At 74.8% G+C, this 16,524-nt stretch carries 18 protein-coding genes; 11 read left to right on the top strand and 7 right to left on the bottom strand.

Annotated elements, in window-relative coordinates; translation table 11 throughout:
* Positions 1 to 43 precede the first annotated feature (43 nt).
* Together BKA00_RS25895 and BKA00_RS25890 are read left to right on the top strand one after the other, a co-directional pair.
* The gene (locus BKA00_RS25895; protein WP_185029057.1) at positions 44 to 643 is read left to right on the top strand and encodes a CGNR zinc finger domain-containing protein; all 600 of its coding nucleotides are present in this window, start codon (positions 44 to 46) and stop codon (positions 641 to 643) included.
* Positions 640 to 1,071, top strand: coding sequence for a protein-tyrosine phosphatase family protein (locus BKA00_RS25890; protein WP_185029055.1), 432 nt, complete (start codon positions 640 to 642; stop codon positions 1,069 to 1,071). Before BKA00_RS25895 ends, BKA00_RS25890 begins: the two co-directional genes overlap by 4 nt.
* A 42-nt stretch (positions 1,072 to 1,113) precedes the next feature.
* On the opposite strand, the gene BKA00_RS25885 is transcribed toward BKA00_RS25890, so the two are convergent.
* Positions 1,114 to 2,721 carry a GMC family oxidoreductase gene (locus BKA00_RS25885; RefSeq protein ID WP_185029053.1) on the bottom strand — a complete coding sequence of 536 codons (1,608 nt, stop codon included), beginning with the start codon at positions 2,719 to 2,721 and terminating at the stop codon, positions 1,114 to 1,116.
* Between the two features lie 544 nt (positions 2,722 to 3,265).
* Here BKA00_RS25885 and BKA00_RS25880 point away from each other — a divergent pair.
* A complete protein-coding gene (locus BKA00_RS25880; RefSeq protein WP_185029051.1) occupies positions 3,266 to 3,820 on the top strand; it encodes a lytic polysaccharide monooxygenase auxiliary activity family 9 protein in 555 nt (184 codons plus the stop codon).
* Complete coding sequence (locus BKA00_RS25875) at positions 3,817 to 4,740, top strand: glycoside hydrolase family 19 protein (protein ID WP_230298787.1); 924 nt, start codon at positions 3,817 to 3,819, stop codon at positions 4,738 to 4,740. Before BKA00_RS25880 ends, BKA00_RS25875 begins: the two co-directional genes overlap by 4 nt.
* A 120-nt stretch (positions 4,741 to 4,860) precedes the next feature.
* Here BKA00_RS25875 and BKA00_RS25870 read toward each other — a convergent pair whose 3' ends face one another.
* The 3 genes from BKA00_RS25870 to BKA00_RS25860 form a co-directional block, all read right to left on the bottom strand.
* On the bottom strand, positions 4,861 to 5,595 hold the full coding sequence (locus tag BKA00_RS25870) for a TIGR03943 family putative permease subunit (protein ID WP_185029049.1): 735 nt from the start codon (positions 5,593 to 5,595) through the stop codon (positions 4,861 to 4,863).
* Positions 5,592 to 6,632 carry a permease gene (locus BKA00_RS25865; RefSeq protein WP_185034798.1) on the bottom strand — a complete coding sequence of 347 codons (1,041 nt, stop codon included), beginning with the start codon at positions 6,630 to 6,632 and terminating at the stop codon, positions 5,592 to 5,594. Before BKA00_RS25865 ends, BKA00_RS25870 begins: the two co-directional genes overlap by 4 nt.
* Before the next feature lie 149 nt (positions 6,633 to 6,781).
* Positions 6,782 to 7,075, bottom strand: coding sequence for a hypothetical protein (locus BKA00_RS25860; RefSeq protein ID WP_185029047.1), 294 nt, complete (start codon positions 7,073 to 7,075; stop codon positions 6,782 to 6,784).
* Positions 7,076 to 7,308: 233 nt separating this feature from the next.
* Between BKA00_RS25860 and BKA00_RS25855 the strand changes: the two genes are divergently transcribed.
* Entirely contained in the window at positions 7,309 to 7,803 is a 495-nt protein-coding gene (locus BKA00_RS25855) for a Rossmann-fold NAD(P)-binding domain-containing protein (RefSeq protein WP_185029045.1), read from the top strand.
* 224 nt (positions 7,804 to 8,027) lie between these two features.
* On the opposite strand, the gene BKA00_RS25850 is transcribed toward BKA00_RS25855, so the two are convergent.
* On the bottom strand, positions 8,028 to 8,483 hold the full coding sequence (locus BKA00_RS25850) for a MarR family winged helix-turn-helix transcriptional regulator (protein ID WP_185029043.1): 456 nt from the start codon (positions 8,481 to 8,483) through the stop codon (positions 8,028 to 8,030).
* Between the two features lie 76 nt (positions 8,484 to 8,559).
* Between BKA00_RS25850 and wrbA the strand changes: the two genes are divergently transcribed.
* From wrbA to BKA00_RS25825, 5 genes are all read left to right on the top strand, one after another.
* Entirely contained in the window at positions 8,560 to 9,201 is a 642-nt protein-coding gene (gene wrbA, locus BKA00_RS25845; protein ID WP_185029041.1) for an NAD(P)H:quinone oxidoreductase, read from the top strand.
* Positions 9,202 to 9,317: 116 nt separating this feature from the next.
* A complete protein-coding gene (locus tag BKA00_RS25840) occupies positions 9,318 to 10,763 on the top strand; it encodes an MFS transporter (protein WP_230298788.1) in 1,446 nt (481 codons plus the stop codon).
* 49 nt (positions 10,764 to 10,812) lie between these two features.
* Positions 10,813 to 11,661 (top strand): carotenoid biosynthesis protein, encoded by an 849-nt coding sequence (locus BKA00_RS25835; RefSeq protein WP_230298789.1) that lies wholly within the window; start codon positions 10,813 to 10,815, stop codon positions 11,659 to 11,661.
* Positions 11,649 to 13,118, top strand: coding sequence for a phytoene desaturase family protein (locus BKA00_RS25830; protein WP_221493292.1), 1,470 nt, complete (start codon positions 11,649 to 11,651; stop codon positions 13,116 to 13,118). Before BKA00_RS25835 ends, BKA00_RS25830 begins: the two co-directional genes overlap by 13 nt.
* Positions 13,115 to 14,245, top strand: coding sequence for a glycosyltransferase family 2 protein (locus BKA00_RS25825; protein WP_185029039.1), 1,131 nt, complete (start codon positions 13,115 to 13,117; stop codon positions 14,243 to 14,245). The genes BKA00_RS25830 and BKA00_RS25825 overlap by 4 nt, the downstream gene beginning before the upstream one ends.
* Here the strand turns inward: BKA00_RS25825 and BKA00_RS25820 are convergent.
* Positions 14,196 to 14,801 carry a glycerol-3-phosphate acyltransferase gene (locus BKA00_RS25820; RefSeq protein ID WP_230298790.1) on the bottom strand — a complete coding sequence of 202 codons (606 nt, stop codon included), beginning with the start codon at positions 14,799 to 14,801 and terminating at the stop codon, positions 14,196 to 14,198. The genes BKA00_RS25825 and BKA00_RS25820 overlap by 50 nt on opposite strands.
* 32 nt (positions 14,802 to 14,833) lie before the next feature.
* Here BKA00_RS25820 and BKA00_RS25815 point away from each other — a divergent pair, with 32 nt between their 5' ends.
* Positions 14,834 to 15,577: a spheroidene monooxygenase gene (locus BKA00_RS25815; protein ID WP_221493291.1), complete on the top strand. Its 744-nt coding sequence runs from the start codon at positions 14,834 to 14,836 to the stop codon at positions 15,575 to 15,577.
* Here the strand turns inward: BKA00_RS25815 and BKA00_RS25810 are convergent.
* A complete protein-coding gene (locus tag BKA00_RS25810) occupies positions 15,571 to 16,524 on the bottom strand; it encodes a phosphate acyltransferase (protein WP_185029037.1) in 954 nt (317 codons plus the stop codon). The two genes, BKA00_RS25815 and BKA00_RS25810, sit on opposite strands and share 7 nt — an antisense overlap.

Below are 16,524 nucleotides of genomic sequence, written 5' to 3'. Positions count from 1 at the left end.
TCCTCCTGTAACCCTTACAGAAGTGCCGGGTGGAGGAGGACGCGTGCTCATTCCGATGGGCGACTACGCGGCGGGCGTCGAGGTCGCGAACGACCTGGTCGCCACGTCGCCGGACGTGCGGGGGGCCGAGGCCCTCTCCGGGCCGGGCGACCTGGTCGCCGTGCTCTCCGGGTACGACTTCGCCGCCTACGACGTCGCCCCCTATGGGTCCACCGCCGGCGGAGGCGCGGCGCCGAGCGCGGAGGACGTCGAGAAGGTCCGCTTCCTGCGCGGCGAGGTGCGCGCCGTCATGGAGTCCGGGACGGAGGACGAGGCGGTGGAGCGCGCGGCGATGCTGGCCGGGCACGTCGGGCTCGCGCCGGTGCTGCGCCGCGACCCGTCCGGCCGGTGGCAGTGGTACGTCCCGACCGCCCGGGACGCGTCCCTCGTCGCCGAGCTGGCCGCCGTCGTCGGCGTCTCGCTGCTCGGCCTCGTCCGGGCGCTCGGCCACGGCCGTTTCCGCGCGTGCGCCGCCCCCGGCTGCGGCGGCGTGTTCGCCGACGCCAGCCGCGCCGGGCGCCGCCGCTACTGCGTGCCCGCGCTGTGCGGGAACAGGACCAACGTCGCCAACCACCGCGCGCGCCGCCGGGAGGTGGCCCGATGACGCTCACCGGCGCGATCCGGCTCCCGGACGGAACCCCGATCCGGGGACGCGGCCTGCGGAACCCGCCCCCGGACGGCCCGGCCCCCGACTTCGGGCTCTACCTGGGGTCCGGTCGCCTCCGCCGCAGGCACGAGCCGGAGCTGAGCTGGCCGTCCGCGTGGATCGACTGGCCGGACTTCCTGCTGCCCCGTGACCGGGACGAGGCCGTCCGGCAGATCCGCGCCCTGCACGAGCGGGCCCGCTCCGGCGCCGCCGTCGAGGTCGCCTGCGGAGGCGGCGTCGGCCGCACCGGAACGGTCATCGCCTGCCTGGCCGTCCTGTCCGGCGTCGCCCCGGACGAGGCCGTCGCCTGGACGCGCGAGCACCACCATCCCCGCGCCGTCGAAACCCCCTGGCAGCGCCGCTGGGTGACCCGCTTCCCGCCCTGACCCCCGGAACACAGGGCGGGAGCGCCTCCGGCCCGCCGGGGCTCAGCCCGCGTCGAGGATCAGCTTCGCGGCGTGTTCGCCGATCATCATGCTGGGGGCGTTGGTGTTGCCGCCGATGATGGTCGGCATGATCGAGGCGTCCGCGACGCGGAGCCCCTCGACGCCCCGCACGCGCAGCCCGGGGTCGACGACGGCCCGCTCGTCGGCGCCCATCCGGCACGACCCCACCGGGTGGTAGACGGTCGTGGCGCGGTTCGGCAGCTCCTCGGCCAGGGCCTTCCGGTCGGGGTACCGCGGCCCCGGGGACAGCTCCTCCTTGACGTCCCCGGCGATGACCTGGCTCGCCATGACCTCGCGGACGAGCTCGATGCCGTCCAGCAGCAGCCGGGCGTCGTCGGGCTCGGTGAGGTAGCCGGGGTCGATGACCGGCGCCGCGGACGGGTCCGCCGACGCGAGCCGGATCGTGCCGCGGCTCTTCGGGTAGATCAGCGTCGGCATGATCGTGAGCGCGGAGCGCTTGTCGACGGCGTGCCGCACTGGCGCGTCCTGGTTCGGGAACGGGTACGACCACGGCAGCGCGTGCAACTGGATGTCGGGGATCTCGCCCGCCTGCCTGCTGCGCACGAAGCCGACCGCCTCGAACACGCTGCGGGCCACCCACGTCCCGCCGCGCGTCCACTCCTTGGCGACGCCCCTGGCGAAGTAGGGCGCGGTGCCCTTGTGGCGGGCCGTGTCCATGACGAAGGTCATCGGCACGAACATGTGGTCGTGCAGGTTGTCGCCGACGGGGAGGTCGGCGCGCACCTCGATGCCGTGGTCCTTCAGGTGGCCGGCCGGCCCCACGCCGGACAGCATCAGCAGGTGCGGGGAGCCGAACGCCCCCGCCGACAGGACGACCTCCCGGGACGCCCGGATCGTCGCCTTCCCCTTCTTCCCCGCGACCTCGACGCCCGTGGCCCGGCCCTTCTCGATCACGACCCGCCGCACGGCCACGTTCGTGAGGACCTTCAGGTTCGGCAGGCCGTGGTCGTCCAGGTAGCCGACGGACGAGCTGTACCGCAGGCCGTCCGCGACGCTCTGCTGGAAGACCCCCACGCCCTCCTGCTCGGCGCCGTTGTAGTCGTCGTTGCGCTTGACGCCCGCCGTCTGGACGACCGCCTCGATGAACGCCTCGGAGGCGGACGTGAGGTCCCGCTGCCGGGTCACCTGGATCGGACCGCCCGCGCCGCGCAGGTCGGAGGAGCCGTCCTCCCAGTTCTCCATCCGCCGGTAGCTGTCGAGGACGTCGTCGAAGCCCCACCCGGTGCAGCCCTCGGCGGCCCAGTCGTCGTAGTTCCTGCGGTGACCGCGCACGAACAGCATGCCGTTGATCGACCCGGAACCCCCGAGAACGCGGCCCCTGACCTGCGGGATCTTCCGGTCGAGCGCGTTCTTCTGCGGGGCGCTGTAAAAGCCCCAGTCCAGCCGCTTCTTCAGCTGCGGGACGTTGTGGAAGACGGCGATCAGCCCCGGCTTGCGGACCAGCGGCGTCCGGTCCGGACCGCCCGCCTCCACCAGGACGACGCTCGCCCCGGACTCGGCCAGCCGCCTGGCCAGCACGCAGCCGGCGCTGCCGGCCCCCACCACGACGTAATCAGCGCTCCGGTCCATGTGTTCCTCTCAGCGGACGCCGTGCAGCGAGGCGACCGCTAACGAGGGCCCGCGCCCGGCCCTTGTCGGCGCCGCCGTCCCGGCCGGACGAGGGAGGCCCCGCCGGTCGGGCGACAGAAATGGGTGGCCCGATCGTAGAAGGGCGGGGACGGGCCTCCAAGGGGTGTCCCGGTGACCGGAACCTCGCCCTCGCCGCCCTCCTTCCTGGGCGTTCGGCGGCCCGTTGGCAGATATCGCCGACCGTTGACGCTGGAATGGTGGAAATGGTGCCGAATATTTCGACCGGAACCGGCTGGTTCGCTTTCCTGCCTGCACTGGTCCGGACGCGCCGCCGCGGCGCCGTTTCGGCGGTTCGCTCCGGAGTCTTGCCCGCGATCGGACGCGGGGTTACCGTTCCCTCAATCCGATAGGAAAGTTTCCTATCCGATGGAGTGTTCATGCCCCGCCCCCGCGCCCCGCCACAGCGTTCGTCGACAGCTCCCCCGGCGGCAGGCCCTGCCGCGACGACGTCCCATGACCACCCCCATCACGCGAGGACCCCCGCATGGAAACCACCCCCCGCACCAAGAAGACCCCCCGCACCAAGCGCTCCCGCAGGATCGCCGCCATCACGGCGGGCGTCGGGATCGCCCCGCTCGTCGCCGTGGTGATCCCGGCGACCTCGGCCTGGGCCCACGGATACGTCTCGGCGCCGATGAGCCGGCAGGCCCAGTGCGCGCAGCGCATCGTCCAGTGCGGCTCCATCCAGTGGGAGCCGCAGAGCGTCGAGGGCCCGAAGGGCCTGCGCAGCTGCAGCGGCGGAAACGCGCAGTTCGCCGAGCTCGACAACGACAGCAAGGGCTGGCGGGTCACCACCGTCGGCCAGACGGTGACCTTCACCTGGACGTTCACCGCCCGGCACCGCACCTCGAACTACGAGTACTACGTCGGCGGCCGGCGCGTCGCCCTGGTCGACGGCATGAACCAGCAGCCCCCGTCCACCGTCTCGCACTCGGTCAACCTCGGCGGCGTCACCGGCCGGCAGAAGGTGCTGGCGATCTGGAACATCGCCGACACGGCCAACGCCTTCTACGCCTGCGTCGACGTGAACGTCCAGTGACGCGGGACCGCGAGGCGCGGCGCGTCCCCCTGCGGCTCGGGGCCCGGCTGACCGGTGCCCTCCTGCTCGCGGCGGGGACGCTCCCGGCCGTCCTGCCGATGGCGTCCGCCTCCGCCGCGGACTGCGCGGCGGCCTGGAGCTCCTCCGCCGTCTACACCGGCGGCGCCGCGGTGTCCTACAACGGGCGCAACTGGACGGCGAAGTGGTGGACGCAGAACGAGACCCCGGGCCGCGCCGACGTGTGGGCCGACAAGGGGACCTGCGGCGGCTCGTCCGACCCCGGCGACCCGCCCGGCCAGGGCGGATCCGTGGTGAGCGAGTCGCAGTTCGACCAGATGTTCCCGAGCCGCAACTCGTTCTACAGCTACAGCGGGCTGACCGCGGCCATGGCGGCCTTCCCCGCGTTCGCCAACACCGGAAGCGACACGGTGAAGAAGCAGGAGGCGGCCGCCTTCCTGGCCAACGTCGACCACGAGACCGGCGGGCTGGTCTACATCGTCGAGCAGAACACCGGGAACTACCCGCACTACTGCGACGCGAGTCAGCCCTACGGGTGCCCGGCGGGGCAGGCGGCCTACTACGGCCGCGGTCCCATCCAGCTGAGCTGGAACTTCAACTACAAGGCGGCGGGTGACGCCCTCGGCATCGACCTGCTGAACAACCCGTGGCTCGTGGAGCGCGACGCGTCGGTCTCGTGGCGGACCGGGCTCTGGTACTGGATGACCCAGAACGGCCCGGGGACCATGACCGGCCACAGCGCCATGGTCAACGGCCGCGGGTTCGGCGAGACGATCCGCAGCATCAACGGCGCCCTGGAATGCGACGGCCGGAACCCGGCCCAGGTGCAGAGCCGGGTGAACGCCTACCAGCGCTTCACCCAGATCCTCGGCGTCCCGCCGGGAAACAACCTCACCTGCTGACGAGTCGGCGGCAGGCGGTCCGCCCAGTTCAGAGCGGCGACGGCCCGCACCCGGTGATCCCGGGTGCGGGCCGTCCGCCGTTCCCGGGTCCGGGAAGGCGCGTGAGCCGTGCGGGCCCGGTCACTCGTAGGGGTTGCCGGGCCTGCCGACCCGCTGGAGCGACCGCCCGCGCAGCGTCTGGACGACCGTCGCCCGCCGGCCGGTCGCGGGCGGCTCCCACGCCCCGTCGACCCGCACCCACGTGTCGGCGGGCGGCCGCGGCAGGCCGCGCACGATCACGGGGAACGGGACGGCGTCCCCCGCGCAGCACGCGACCTTGAGGCGGGTGAGACGCCAGCCGCGCTCGCCCTTCTCCGGCGGGGTCACGAAGCCCGTCAGCCGCACCGGGACCCCCTCGAACGAGGCGGGGTCGCCCATCTGCGCCTCATAGGCGCGTCCGATGAACTCGCCCATGCTCATCGGGGCGGGCGGCCCCGTCCTCGGCAGCGGAGCGAAGCCCTCGGCGGGGGACGGCGGGGGCGGCGCGGCGCGACCGGCGCCGCGCGCCGCGGTGAACGAGCCGAGCGCGGGCGGCGCGATCACGAAGATCGCCAACACGGGCACGCAGAGCAGCCACGCCACCCCGGGGCCGTGCGCGTGACCGCCGTGCTCGCCGCCGTGGTCGTCGTGACCGGTGTCCCGCCATTCCCGGCGGAGGCCGGCGGCGCCCAGCGCGACCAGCGCGATCGCCGCGGCCACCAGCGGGTAGCGGAACCCGGGCCGGACGTAGTTGACGTACTCGCCGCTGCCGAGCGTGATCCACAGCATCGCGCCGCCGAGCAGGACCAGCAGCATGTTCTGCGCGGACCTGCTCACGACAGCAGCCCTCCCACCAGCGCGCTGACGCCCACCGCCAGGCAGAACGTCAGCGGGACGAACCGGACCGCGAAGCTCCGGCCGAAGAACCCCGCCTGGAGGGCGATCAGCTTCAGGTCCACCATCGGGCCGACCACCAGGAAAGTCAGCCGCGCGGTGGTGGAGAACTGCGACAGGCTCGCCGCCACGAACGCGTCGGCCTCCGAGCAGATGGACATCAGCACGGCCAGCACCGCCAGAAGCAGCACCGACACCACGGCGTTGCCCGCCGCCGACGAGACCCACTGGGAGGGCACCGCAGCGTTGATGGTCGCGGCCGCCGCGGCGCCCACGACCAGGAACCCTCCGGCGTGCATGATGTCGTGCCGCATGGCCTGCCGGAACGCGTCCAGGCGTCCGGCCGCCCCGTGCGCGTGCGGACGGGACGGCACCCTGAGCCATTCGCGCCTGCCGAGCAGCAGCCACGTCCAGCCGGCCAGCACCGCGACCAGCAGCGACGCGGCGAACCGTCCCGCCACCATCTCCGGCCGCCCCGGGAAGGCGACCGCGGTGGCGACCAGCACGATCGGGTTGATCGCCGGGGCGGCGAGCAGGAACGTGAGCGCCGCGGCGGGCGCCACCCCGCGCGCCATCAGCCCGCCCGCGACCGGCACCGAGGCGCACTCGCACCCCGGCAGGACCGCCCCCATCGCGCCCGCGACCGGAACCGCCGCGCCCGGCCGGCGCGGCAGCACCCGCCGCCACACCGACGCCGGGACGAACGCGGTGATCGCGGCCGACAGCGCGACGCCGAAGACCAGGAACGGCAGCGCCTGGACGCAGACCGCCACGAAGATCGTCGCCCAGGCGTCCAGGGCCCGCGCGTCGATCCGCGGCGCCGCCCAGGACCGGCCGAGCACGAGCGCCGCCGCCAGCGCGCCGAACGCCAACGCCGCCCGTGTTCCGGACGCGGCGCCCCGCCCGCGTCCCCACTCCGCCGGAGGTAGCAGCTCCTCCTCGGCCACCCGCAGGCCGGTGCGTCCGGTCATGCGGACCATGGTCCCAGAGCCCGCCCCCGCGAGGCTCACGACCCGGGTTCCGCCCGGCCCGCGACCTCGGCCCACGGCCGCCGGTCACCGGGCTCGCTGCCCCCGGGACCCCGCGGCGGCCGGGGTCTTCGACCGCCGGGGTCCGCGGGTGCGGTGTGCTAGCGCATCGCGTGGGACGCGCGGCCGCCGACTCTCTCGTCCATCTCGCCCCGCTGCGTCGGGATCTCCTTGCCCTCCTCGCGCATCTCCTCCAAGCGCATGGCGACGCCGATGGCGAAGAAGGTCGGGGCCCATTCGCCGACGAAGATGCCCCACCGGTCGGCGCGGTCCATGCCCCTTTCCTCCAGCTGGTTGGACAGCGCCCACGACGCGAACGCCAGGCCGATCGACGTGAGTCCGGCCGTGTACATGTGGTGCGACTTCAGGCCCCGCTTGTGCAGTGTCTTGATCATTTTCCCCCCTTGGTCGGTCGGGCCGTACCCGGGCGTTCACCTGAACAAGCGCGCATTGACCGGTCTTTGCCCACTCCGAACACGCGGGTTTCCGGCCGCCGCGGAACGGGTGGCCGAACGGGAGGCGGGGCGGGGAGTACCCGTCCGCCCGCGGGGTACCGCGAGGTGCGTCGACCGACGAGTCGCCATCACCTGACGAGGAAGGGCCGCCCCCGGCGCCCGGAAGGATCCACATGGAGAAGACGGCCGGACCATTTCTGGCGATCTACCTGAACGACCACCTCGCGGGCGCGGCGGCCGGTGTGGGCCGCTCTCGCGCGCTCGCCCAGGCGCACCAGGGCAGGCCGGAGGAGGAGCGGTTGCGGCGGCTGGCCGACGAGATCGCGGCCGACCGGGGAGCGCTGCTGTCCATCATGGCGTCGCTCGGCGTTCCCGTCCGCCACTACAAGAGCATCGCGCTGTCCGTGGCCGAGAGGGCGGGGCGGCTCAAGTTCAACGGCCGCCTGAAAGAGCGCTCCCCGCTGAGCGACCTGGTGGAGTACGAGTTCCTGCGCCTGGCCGTCGAGGGCAAGGCCGCCGGATGGCGCACGCTGCGCATCCTCGCCGACCGGACGCCGGAGCTGGACGCGGCGGAGTTGGAGAAGCTGCACGACCGCGCCCAGGCGCAGATAGATCTCCTCGAAGACCTCCGCAAGAGCGCCGTCGCGGGCGTCTTCACCGCCGGCTGACCTGCCCGGTCGCCTGCGCGTCGCGAAGGTGCGGGACCGGCCGGGGGTGAGCCGCCCGTCCGCGACTGGACGAGGCGTGGCTCGCCACACCGGGATGGGCGCGCACGGTCAGCCGGCACGTCGCCCGCCTCCTGCGTCCCCTCAGCGCCCGCACCAGGTTCCAGGCCGGCGTCCACGCCGCCCGCCGCGGCCTGGTCTGACGCCCCGCGACCGCGGGGGCTCCTTCACACGGCCGGACGGGGGCGCGCGCGCCGGGTGTCGACGTTGGCGGTCAGGGTGGCGAGGACGCCGGGCAGGTCCGCCACGGTCTGCTCGGGCAGTCCGGCGACGGTCTCCTCCGCCAGGGCGCACCACAGCTCCTTGACCCGTTCGGCCAGCGCCGCCCCCGAGTCGGTGAGCTCCACGACGCTGGCGCGCCTGTCGGAGGGCGCGGGGCTGCGCCGGACGTGCCCGGACGCCTCCAGCTTGCGGGTCATGAGCGTGACGCTGGGCGGCTCGCAGCCGAGCGCCTCGCTGAGCTGGGCCTGGATCCTCGGGCCGGTCCGGGCGAGTTCGAGCAGCAGCGCCTCCTGGCCGGGATGCAGGCCGAGCGGCGCCAGCAGCGCCGCGGCCCGGGCCCGGTGGCGCAGGCTCAGCAGGCGGATGGCCTGGTTGATCGCGTCGGCTCGGTCGAAGTCCACGGCTCCTCCTTGACGGAATGGTTATGCGCATAACATTATGCGCATAACTAATTCTAGCGCGAGGCGAGGAGCCGACATGTCCGTGAAGGTCGCCGTCATCTACTACAGCTCGACGGGCGCCGTGCACGCGCTCGCCGAGGCCGTCGCCGAGGGCGCCGCCGGCGCCGGCGCCGAGGTGAGGCTGCGGCGGGTCGCCGAGCTGGCGGCCGACGGAGCGATCGACGAGAACCCGCGGTGGCGGCAGCACGCGGACGCCACGGCCTCGATCCCGGAGGCCGCCGTCGAGGACCTGGCGTGGGCCGACGCGTACGCGTTCGGCACGCCGACCCGCTTCGGCGCGCCCGCCGCGCAGCTCAAGCAGTTCATCGACCAGAGCGCCGGACTGTGGCGGGAGGGCGCGCTGGCCGACAAGCCGGTGACGGCGTTCACCTCGGCCTTCAACCGCCACGGCGGCGGCGAGGCCACGATCATCTCGCTGGCCAACGTCTTCTACCACTGGGGCGCGCTGATCGTCCCGCCCGGCTACACCGACCCGGCCGTCTATGCCGCTGGAGGCAACCCCTACGGCACCTCCGCGGTGACCGGCCCGTCCGGCGACGGGCCCGGCACCGCCACCCTCGACGCGGCCCGCTACCAGGGCCGCCGCCTCACCAGGACCGCGATCCGCCTGCTGGCGGGCGCCCCCACCGCCGAAGAGGACGCCGGCGCCCTGACGTGAACGGCCGCCGAGCCGTGTCAGAGGCGATCTCACCCCGGCACCGCCGGGACGGTGCGGGCATCGGGCGGCTTCGCCCACCGGGCCCCGCCGAATTCCACTCGATCGAGGAGGCGCTTGTGTCGTCCGAGTTGTCGGCGAAGGTTTCGTCCCGCGGGTCCGCCAGGGCGGGGAGCGGGCCCGGCCGGGTGGTGCTGGCGCTGGTGTGCGCGTGCCAGTTCATGGTGATCCTGGACGCGTCCATCGTCAATGTCGCCCTGCCCTCGCTCGACCGGGACCTCGGCTTCACCGCCGCGGGACTGGCCTGGGTGGTGAACGGCTACCTGCTCACCTTCGCCGGGCTCATGCTGCTGGGCGGACGCGCCGCCGACCTGTTCGGGCACCGCCGGACGCTGGCCGCCGGACTGCTCCTGTTCTCCGCCGCCAGCCTGGTCGGCGGCCTCGCGACCGCCCCGCAGGTTCTGGTGGCGGCGCGCGCCGTCCAGGGCGTGGGGGCCGCCGTGCTGGCCCCGGCGACGCTGGCCGTGATCAACACCGGCTTCACCGGGGACCGCGAGCGGGCGAGGGCGTTCGGCGCGTGGTCCGCCGCGGGCGGCGTGGGCGGGATGGCGGGGGCGGTCGCGGGCGGAGCCCTCACGACCGGCCTGTCCTGGCGGTGGGTCTTCCTGGTCAACGTGCCGATCGGCGCGGTGCTGATCGTGGTGGCCCTGGCGTCGCTGCCCGGCGCGCGGACCGTCCGGCGGGAGCCGCTCGACCTGCCCGGCGCCGTCACCGGGACGGCGGGGCTGGCCGCGCTGATCTACGGGGTGATGCAGAGCACCGGCCACGGCTGGACGTCCGCCCGGGTCGCCGTCCCGGTCGCCGCGGGCCTGCTCCTGCTCGCCGTCTTCCTCGTGGTGGAGGGACGCTTCGCCGCCCGGCCGCTGATGCCGCTGCGGCTGTTCGGAATCCCGGGGGCGGCCGTGGGTAGCGGCATGCTGCTGCTCTTCGGAGGGATCGCCGTCGCGATGTGGTACTTCACGTCGCTGTTCCTACAGAACGTCCTGGGCTACGGCGCGCTCCGGGCCGGGCTCGGGCAGACGCCCGCGGCCGTGGTGTTCATGGTGGTCGCGCGCTTCGCCGCCGGGCTTCTGCCGCGGGCGGGCGCGCGCCTCCTGGTGCCGGCGGGCTGCTGCTTCTTCCTCGCCGGGTTCGGCTGGCTCTCGCAAGCCGGCGCCGGCAGCGGTTACGTCACCGGGGTGCTCGGGCCCACGCTGCTCGTGGCGGTCGGGATCGGCCTGACGTTCCCCACCCTCATGGCCGCGACGACCGCGGGCGTCCCGGCGGGCGACGCGGGGGTCATCGGCGGACTGGCCAACACCGCCGTGCAGGCGGGCGGGGCTGTGGGGCTGGCGGTGCTCGCGACGGCCGCCGCCGCGCGGACGCGGGCGGCGTCCGGCTCGCCGACGACGGCCGCCGCCCTCGCCGCCGGTTACGACCGGGTCTTCCTCATGGCGGCCGGGCTGGGCGTGGTCATCGCCGCGACGGCTCTGCTGCTGCCCCGCCGACGGACCGCGTCCAGATGATCGATGCATCCGCCGGGCCGCCCCGGTACGAAGTGATCGTGTGGGCTTTGTGCGCAGAACGCGGCCCGGCTGGGACACGCCGGCGTCGCGACCCCTCGGACTGCTCGGCGCCGGGCTGCTGGCCGCGATGGTCGCCGCCCAGGTGGCGTCCGGGCTGAGACCCGAGCCGATCCGGCTGACCAGCGTGGTCGTGGTCCTGCTGGCGGCGAGCGCCGTGGCGTTCCTCGCCGACCGGCGGGGCCCCGGCCGCGCGGCGGGAGCCTTCGCCGCGACGGTGGCCATCGGATACGCGGCCGAATGGGCCGGCATCCGCACGGGCCTGCCGTTCGGGGAGTACGCCTACACCTCGGTGCTGCGGCCGCAGGCAGGCGGCGTGCCGGTCATCGTGGCGGCGGCGTGGGGCGGCATGGGGCTGGCCGCGCACGCCGTCGCGACCGCGATCGCGCCGCAGAACCGGGTCGCGCGGTGGGCGGCGGGGGCCGCGGCGCTGACGGCGTGGGACCTGTTCCTGGACCCGCAGATGCTGCGGCTCGGCCTGTGGACGTGGGCGGACGACGGCCCCTACCGGGGGGTTCCGCTCAGCAACTTCGCCGGATGGCTGGTGGTCTCCTTCGTGGTCATGCTGGCCGTCGACCTGATCGTGGGGCGGGAGGACACCGCCGTTCCGTCGCGCGGCCCCGGCCCGGCCTGGAAGCGCGGTCCGGCCTGGAGTCGCGGCCCGGCGTCAAGGCCCGGCCCGTCCCGGGGGCTCGTCACGCTCTACTCGGTGATGGCGGGCATGGAGACGCTGGCGTTCGCGGCGGTGTTCGAGCCGCGGGACCCGCTGGTCGCGGCGGCGGGCGGGGTGGCGATGGGGGCGTTCGCCGTCCCGGCATGGAGGCGCGCATGGCGGAAGTGATCGTGGTCGGCGGCGGGGTCGGCGGGATGACCGCCGCGCTGCGGCTGGCGCGCGGCGGCCACGAGGTCCGGCTGTACGAGCGGCTGGACCGGCTCGGCGGGAAGCTGGCGGAGTACGAGCGGGACGGGTTCGCCTTCTCGCTCGGGCCGTCGCTGCTGACCATGCCGCGCCTGTTCCGGGAACTCGGAGTGGACGTCCCGCTGGTGGAGCTGGACGAACTGTGCCGCTACCACTTCGCCGACGGGTCGCGGCTCCGCGCGTTCCGCGCCCCCGACCGGATGGAGCGGGAGGTCGACCGCCTGAGCCCCGGGCAGGGCGCGGCCTGGCGGTCCTTCTACGGCTGGGCGGAGGAGTGCTACGCGGCCTCGGAGCGGAACTTCTTCGCCGGGCCGCTGGGCCGCCCTCCCGAGAGGCCCCGGATCGGCGACCTGTTCTCGGTCGCGCCGGGCCGGACGCTGGACGGCCTGGCGCGGCGCTTCTTCGACGACCCGCGGATGCGCCAGTACGTCGGCCGGTACGCGACGTACGCGGGGTCGAGCCCGTACCAGGCGCCGGCGGCCCTCGGCTGCGTCCCGGCCATCGAGCACGGGGACGGCGGCTGGTACGTCGCGGGCGGCCTGCCCCGGATCGCCGACGCCCTCGCCCGGCTGCTGACCGGCGCGGGCGTCGAGGTCCACACGGGCACCGAGGTGGCGGAGGTGACCACCGGCCGTTCGGCGGTCTCGGGCGTGGTGCTGACGTCGGGGGAGCGGGTGGGCGCCGACGTCGTGATCGTCAACGCCGACGCCGCCGCGCTGTACGGCTGGCTGCTGCCCGACCGGCGACGGCTGCGCAGGCTCGCCGGGCTCGGCCTGTCGTCGTCGGCGTTCCTGCTGCTCGCGGGCGTGGACGGCCGCACAGAGGACATGCCGCACCATTCCGTCGTCTTCTCGGCGGACTACCGGAAGGAGTTCGACGACATCTTCCGCCGGAACGTGCCGCCGGACGACCCGACCGTCTACATCGGCTGCTCGGTGGTGGACGACCCGACGCAGGCCCCGTACGGGGCGGAGAACTGGGTGATGCTGGTGAACGTCCCGGCGCGCGACCCCGGCCGGTGGCCGATGTCCCGCGAGTCCTACCGGGACCTGGTGCTGGAGCGGCTGGCGAAACGCGGGCACGACCTCTCGGGGCGGCTCCGCTTCGTGGACATGTTCACGCCCGCCGACCTGCGCGACCGGTACGGCGCCTGGGGCGGTGCCATCTACGGCACCGCCTACCAGGGACGTTTCGCGCCGTTCCGCAGGCCGGGCAACCGCGGGCCGCGCCGCGGCCTCTACCTGGTGGGCGGGTCGGCGCATCCGGGCGGCGGCCTCCCGCTCGTCGCGATGGGCGGGCGGATCGTCGCCTCCCTGGTGAACCAGGACTTCGGCGGCGCCCGCGCCACCGCGCCCCGCGAAAGGCCGGAAACACGATGAGGCCGCTGACCGTCCTCCAGGCGGCCGCCGCCGCGGTCGTCGCGGCGCGGCTCGCCCGGGGACGCCGCCGCCGCGCGCCGCTGACGCCGGGTGAGGCCGGACCGCCGCCGGAGCGGGTGTCGGTGGTGATCCCGGCCCGCGACGAGGAGCCCCGCCTCGAAGGATGCGTGGCGCCGCTGCTCGCCGACCCGGCCGTGGACGAGGTCATCGTCGTGGACGACGAGTCCCGCGACGGCACCGCGCGGCTGGCCAAGAGGCTCGGCGCCACCGTCGTCCCCGGCGCGCCGCTGCCGGACGGGTGGGTCGGCAAGCAGTGGGCCCTGCACCAGGGCGTCCAGGCCGCGACGGGGTCGATCGTGGTCCTGCTGGACGCCGACATGCGTCCGAAGGCCGGCCTCTGCGCGGCACTGGCGGCGCTCCTGGACGCCCACGACCTGGTGAGCGCGGGCCCCCGCTTCATCTGCGACAACGCGGTGGAGCAGGCACTGCACGCCTCGCTGCTGGCCACGCTCGTCTACCGTTTCGGCCCCATCGGGTCGACGGGGCGGGGGGCGTCCGTGGAGCGGCTGCTCGTCACCGGCCAGTGCATGGCGTTCCGCAGGGCGCGGATGCGGGAGGCCGACGGGTTCGCGCGGGTCAGGCGCCATCTCACCGACGACGTGGCGCTCGGGCGGCTGCTCGCCCGCGACGGCTGGCGGGTCGCTTTCGTGGACGCGGGCCCCCTTCTGGAGGTGGACATGCACACCTCCGCCGCCGACGTGTGGCACGCGTGGGGACGGTCCATCGCGATGCGGGACGTCACCCCCGCGGCCCCCATGGCGGGCGACCTGGCCGTGGTCTGGCTGACCGCCGCGCTCCCCGTCCTGCGGCTCGCCGCGGGCAGGCCGACGCCGCTCGACCTCGCTCTGCTGGCGCAGCGGCTCCTGCTCGTGACGGCGCTGCGCGGCAGTTACGCGCGTGCGAGCCCCGGTCTCGCGGCCTCCCCGTTCCTCGACGTGGCGACGGCCGTCCGGCTCACCTGGTCGGCGCTGCTGCCGACGCGCACCTGGCGCGGCCGGGACTACGGCGGGGCGGCGGTCAGGCCCGCCGCCCCGCCAGCGCGGCCTGCCCGAACCGCAGCCCGATGAGGCACATCAGCGCGCCGGTACCGGCGACCTGCCCGACCGGCGCGAAGAACAGTTGCAGCACCGGCAGCGAGAACACCGCGATGCGGGTGCCCCACGCGAACGAGAAGGCGGCGGTCCCCGCGAAGAGCAGGACGAGGCCGAGCGCGAACGCCGCCGGGCAGATCACCGCGAACCCGCCCGCGAAGGTGAGGATCGAGCGCCCGCCCCGGCGTCCGGCGAACACCGGCCACGCGTGGCCGGCCATGGCCGCGCCGACCGCCGCGTACACCGGCAGGACGCTCGCCCCGGCCACCGAGCCGAAGCGGCCCGTCCCGGCCCCGCTCACCAGCAGGCCCACCAGCCCGGCCGCCGTCCCCTTGAGCATGTCGCCGGCGAAGACGGGCACGGCGGCCTTCCGGCCGAGCTGCTCCATGACGTTCCAGAAGCCGGGGTTGCGGTCGCCGGCCTCGCGCGGGTCGAGGCCGTGGGCGCGCCCGACGAGCACCGCGACCGGCACCGAGCCGAGCAGGTAGCCGCCGACGACCGACACGACCACGGGAATCACCGCTGTGAACACCGGGACCACTTCATGAACACGGGAACCACCCCATGAGCAGGGAGATCATCGCCTCGTTCCACCTCGTCAGGTACGCGGGAATGGACGCCATGCGGCACATGGCGTTCGACCGCCCGGTGCTGCGCGGCACCGGGGGGCTGCGGTTCTGGCGGCTGCTCGGGACGGGGAAGGGCCCGGCCATGAGCCTCGGCGCCGACCTGCGCCGCTGGGCGCTGTTCGCGGTGTGGGACGGCGAGCCGGCGCTGGAGCGCTTCCTCGCGGGCTCGCCGATCGCGGCGCGGTGGCGGGACGAGGCCGAGGAGTCGTGGCATGTGCGGCTCGCGCCGCTGGCGTCCCGGGGCCGGTGGGGAGGGGCCGACCCGCTCGCCGGAGCGGCGGTCCATCCCGGGCCGCACGGGCCGGTGGCCGTGCTGACCAGGGCTTCCATCCGTCCGCGGCGGCTCGTGGCGTTCTACCGTTCCGTCCCGGACGTGGACCGGCTGCTGCGCGGCCAGGACGGCTGCCTCGCCTCGGTGGGGATCGGGGAGTGGCCGCTCGCCCGGCAGGCCACGTTCTCGCTGTGGCGGGACGAGGCGGCCGTCCACCGCTACGCCTACCAAGGGAGCGCCCACCGCGCCGTCATCGGGCGGGTCCGCCGCGAAGGCTGGTACAGCGAGGACCTGTTCGCCCGCTTCGTCCCCTACGGCGGCGAGGGCACCTGGGACGGCCGCGACCCGCTCCGCCCCGCCGACCGGGACGAAGCCGACCGGGACGAGGCCGGCCCGGTGGCTCACTGACCCTCCGCGGCCAGGTCGCGGGCCACCACGCAGGCCCGGGTGACGGCCGCCGCGCCCGACGAGCCGTGCGCGACGACGACCGTCCCGGTCAGGCCCAGGAGGGCGGCGCCTCCGTGGGTGTCGGCCGCGTACAGCCGCGCGACCGCCTCCAGCGGCCCGGCGCCGACGGTTCCGGCGCGGGCGACGAGGCCCAGCGTCGTACGGACGCAGCCCTCGATGTTCTTCAGGACGACGTTCCCGGTGAAACCGTCGGTCACGACCACGTCGACGGTTCCGGCCAGCACGTCGTGACCCTCGACGTTGCCGTGGAAGCGCACCGGCATCTCCGGCAGCAGCAGCGCAGCGTCCCGGACGAGGCGGTTGCCCTTGCCCGGCTCCGCCCCGATGGACAGCAGCCCCACCGACGGATCGGCCACGCCCAGGACGCTCCTCGCGTACTCGGCGCCGAGCATCGCGAACTGCGCCACCATCTCCGCCGACGGGTCGGCGGTGCCGCCCGCGTCGACCAGGACGGTGAAGCCCGACATCGCGGGCAGCGCCACGGCCAGCGCCGGGCGCAGCACGCCCTCGCGCCGGCCGAAGGCGCGGACCGCGCAGGTCACCACCGCGCCGGTGGACCCGGCCGACACGAACGCCGCCCCCTCGCGCCGCGCCAGCTCGCAGCCCACCATCAGGCTGGACTTCGACTGGAACGCGGCGTTCGAGCCCCGCTCGGCCATGGGGATCACGTCGTCGGCGTGCTGCACCTCCAGCTCGCCGACGCCGCCGTGCCGCCGCAGCTCCTCGTCGATCTCGTCGGCCCGTCCCACCAGCAGGACGGGGACCGCGTGCTCGCGACGCGCCGCCAGCGCGCCCGGCACCGTCGCGGCGGGCCCGCGGTCGCCGCCCATCGCGTCCAGCACGACGCGCGCCGCGCCGCCCGCCCCCGCCGCGCCGCCCCGCTCCAT

Origin of the sequence: Actinomadura coerulea, from assembly GCF_014208105.1 — a bacterium.
In the GTDB taxonomy this organism is placed as follows: Bacteria; Actinomycetota; Actinomycetes; order Streptosporangiales; family Streptosporangiaceae; genus Spirillospora; species Spirillospora coerulea.
Note: the sequence above shows the minus strand (reverse complement) of the source record. Positions and strands in the feature narration are given on the sequence as shown.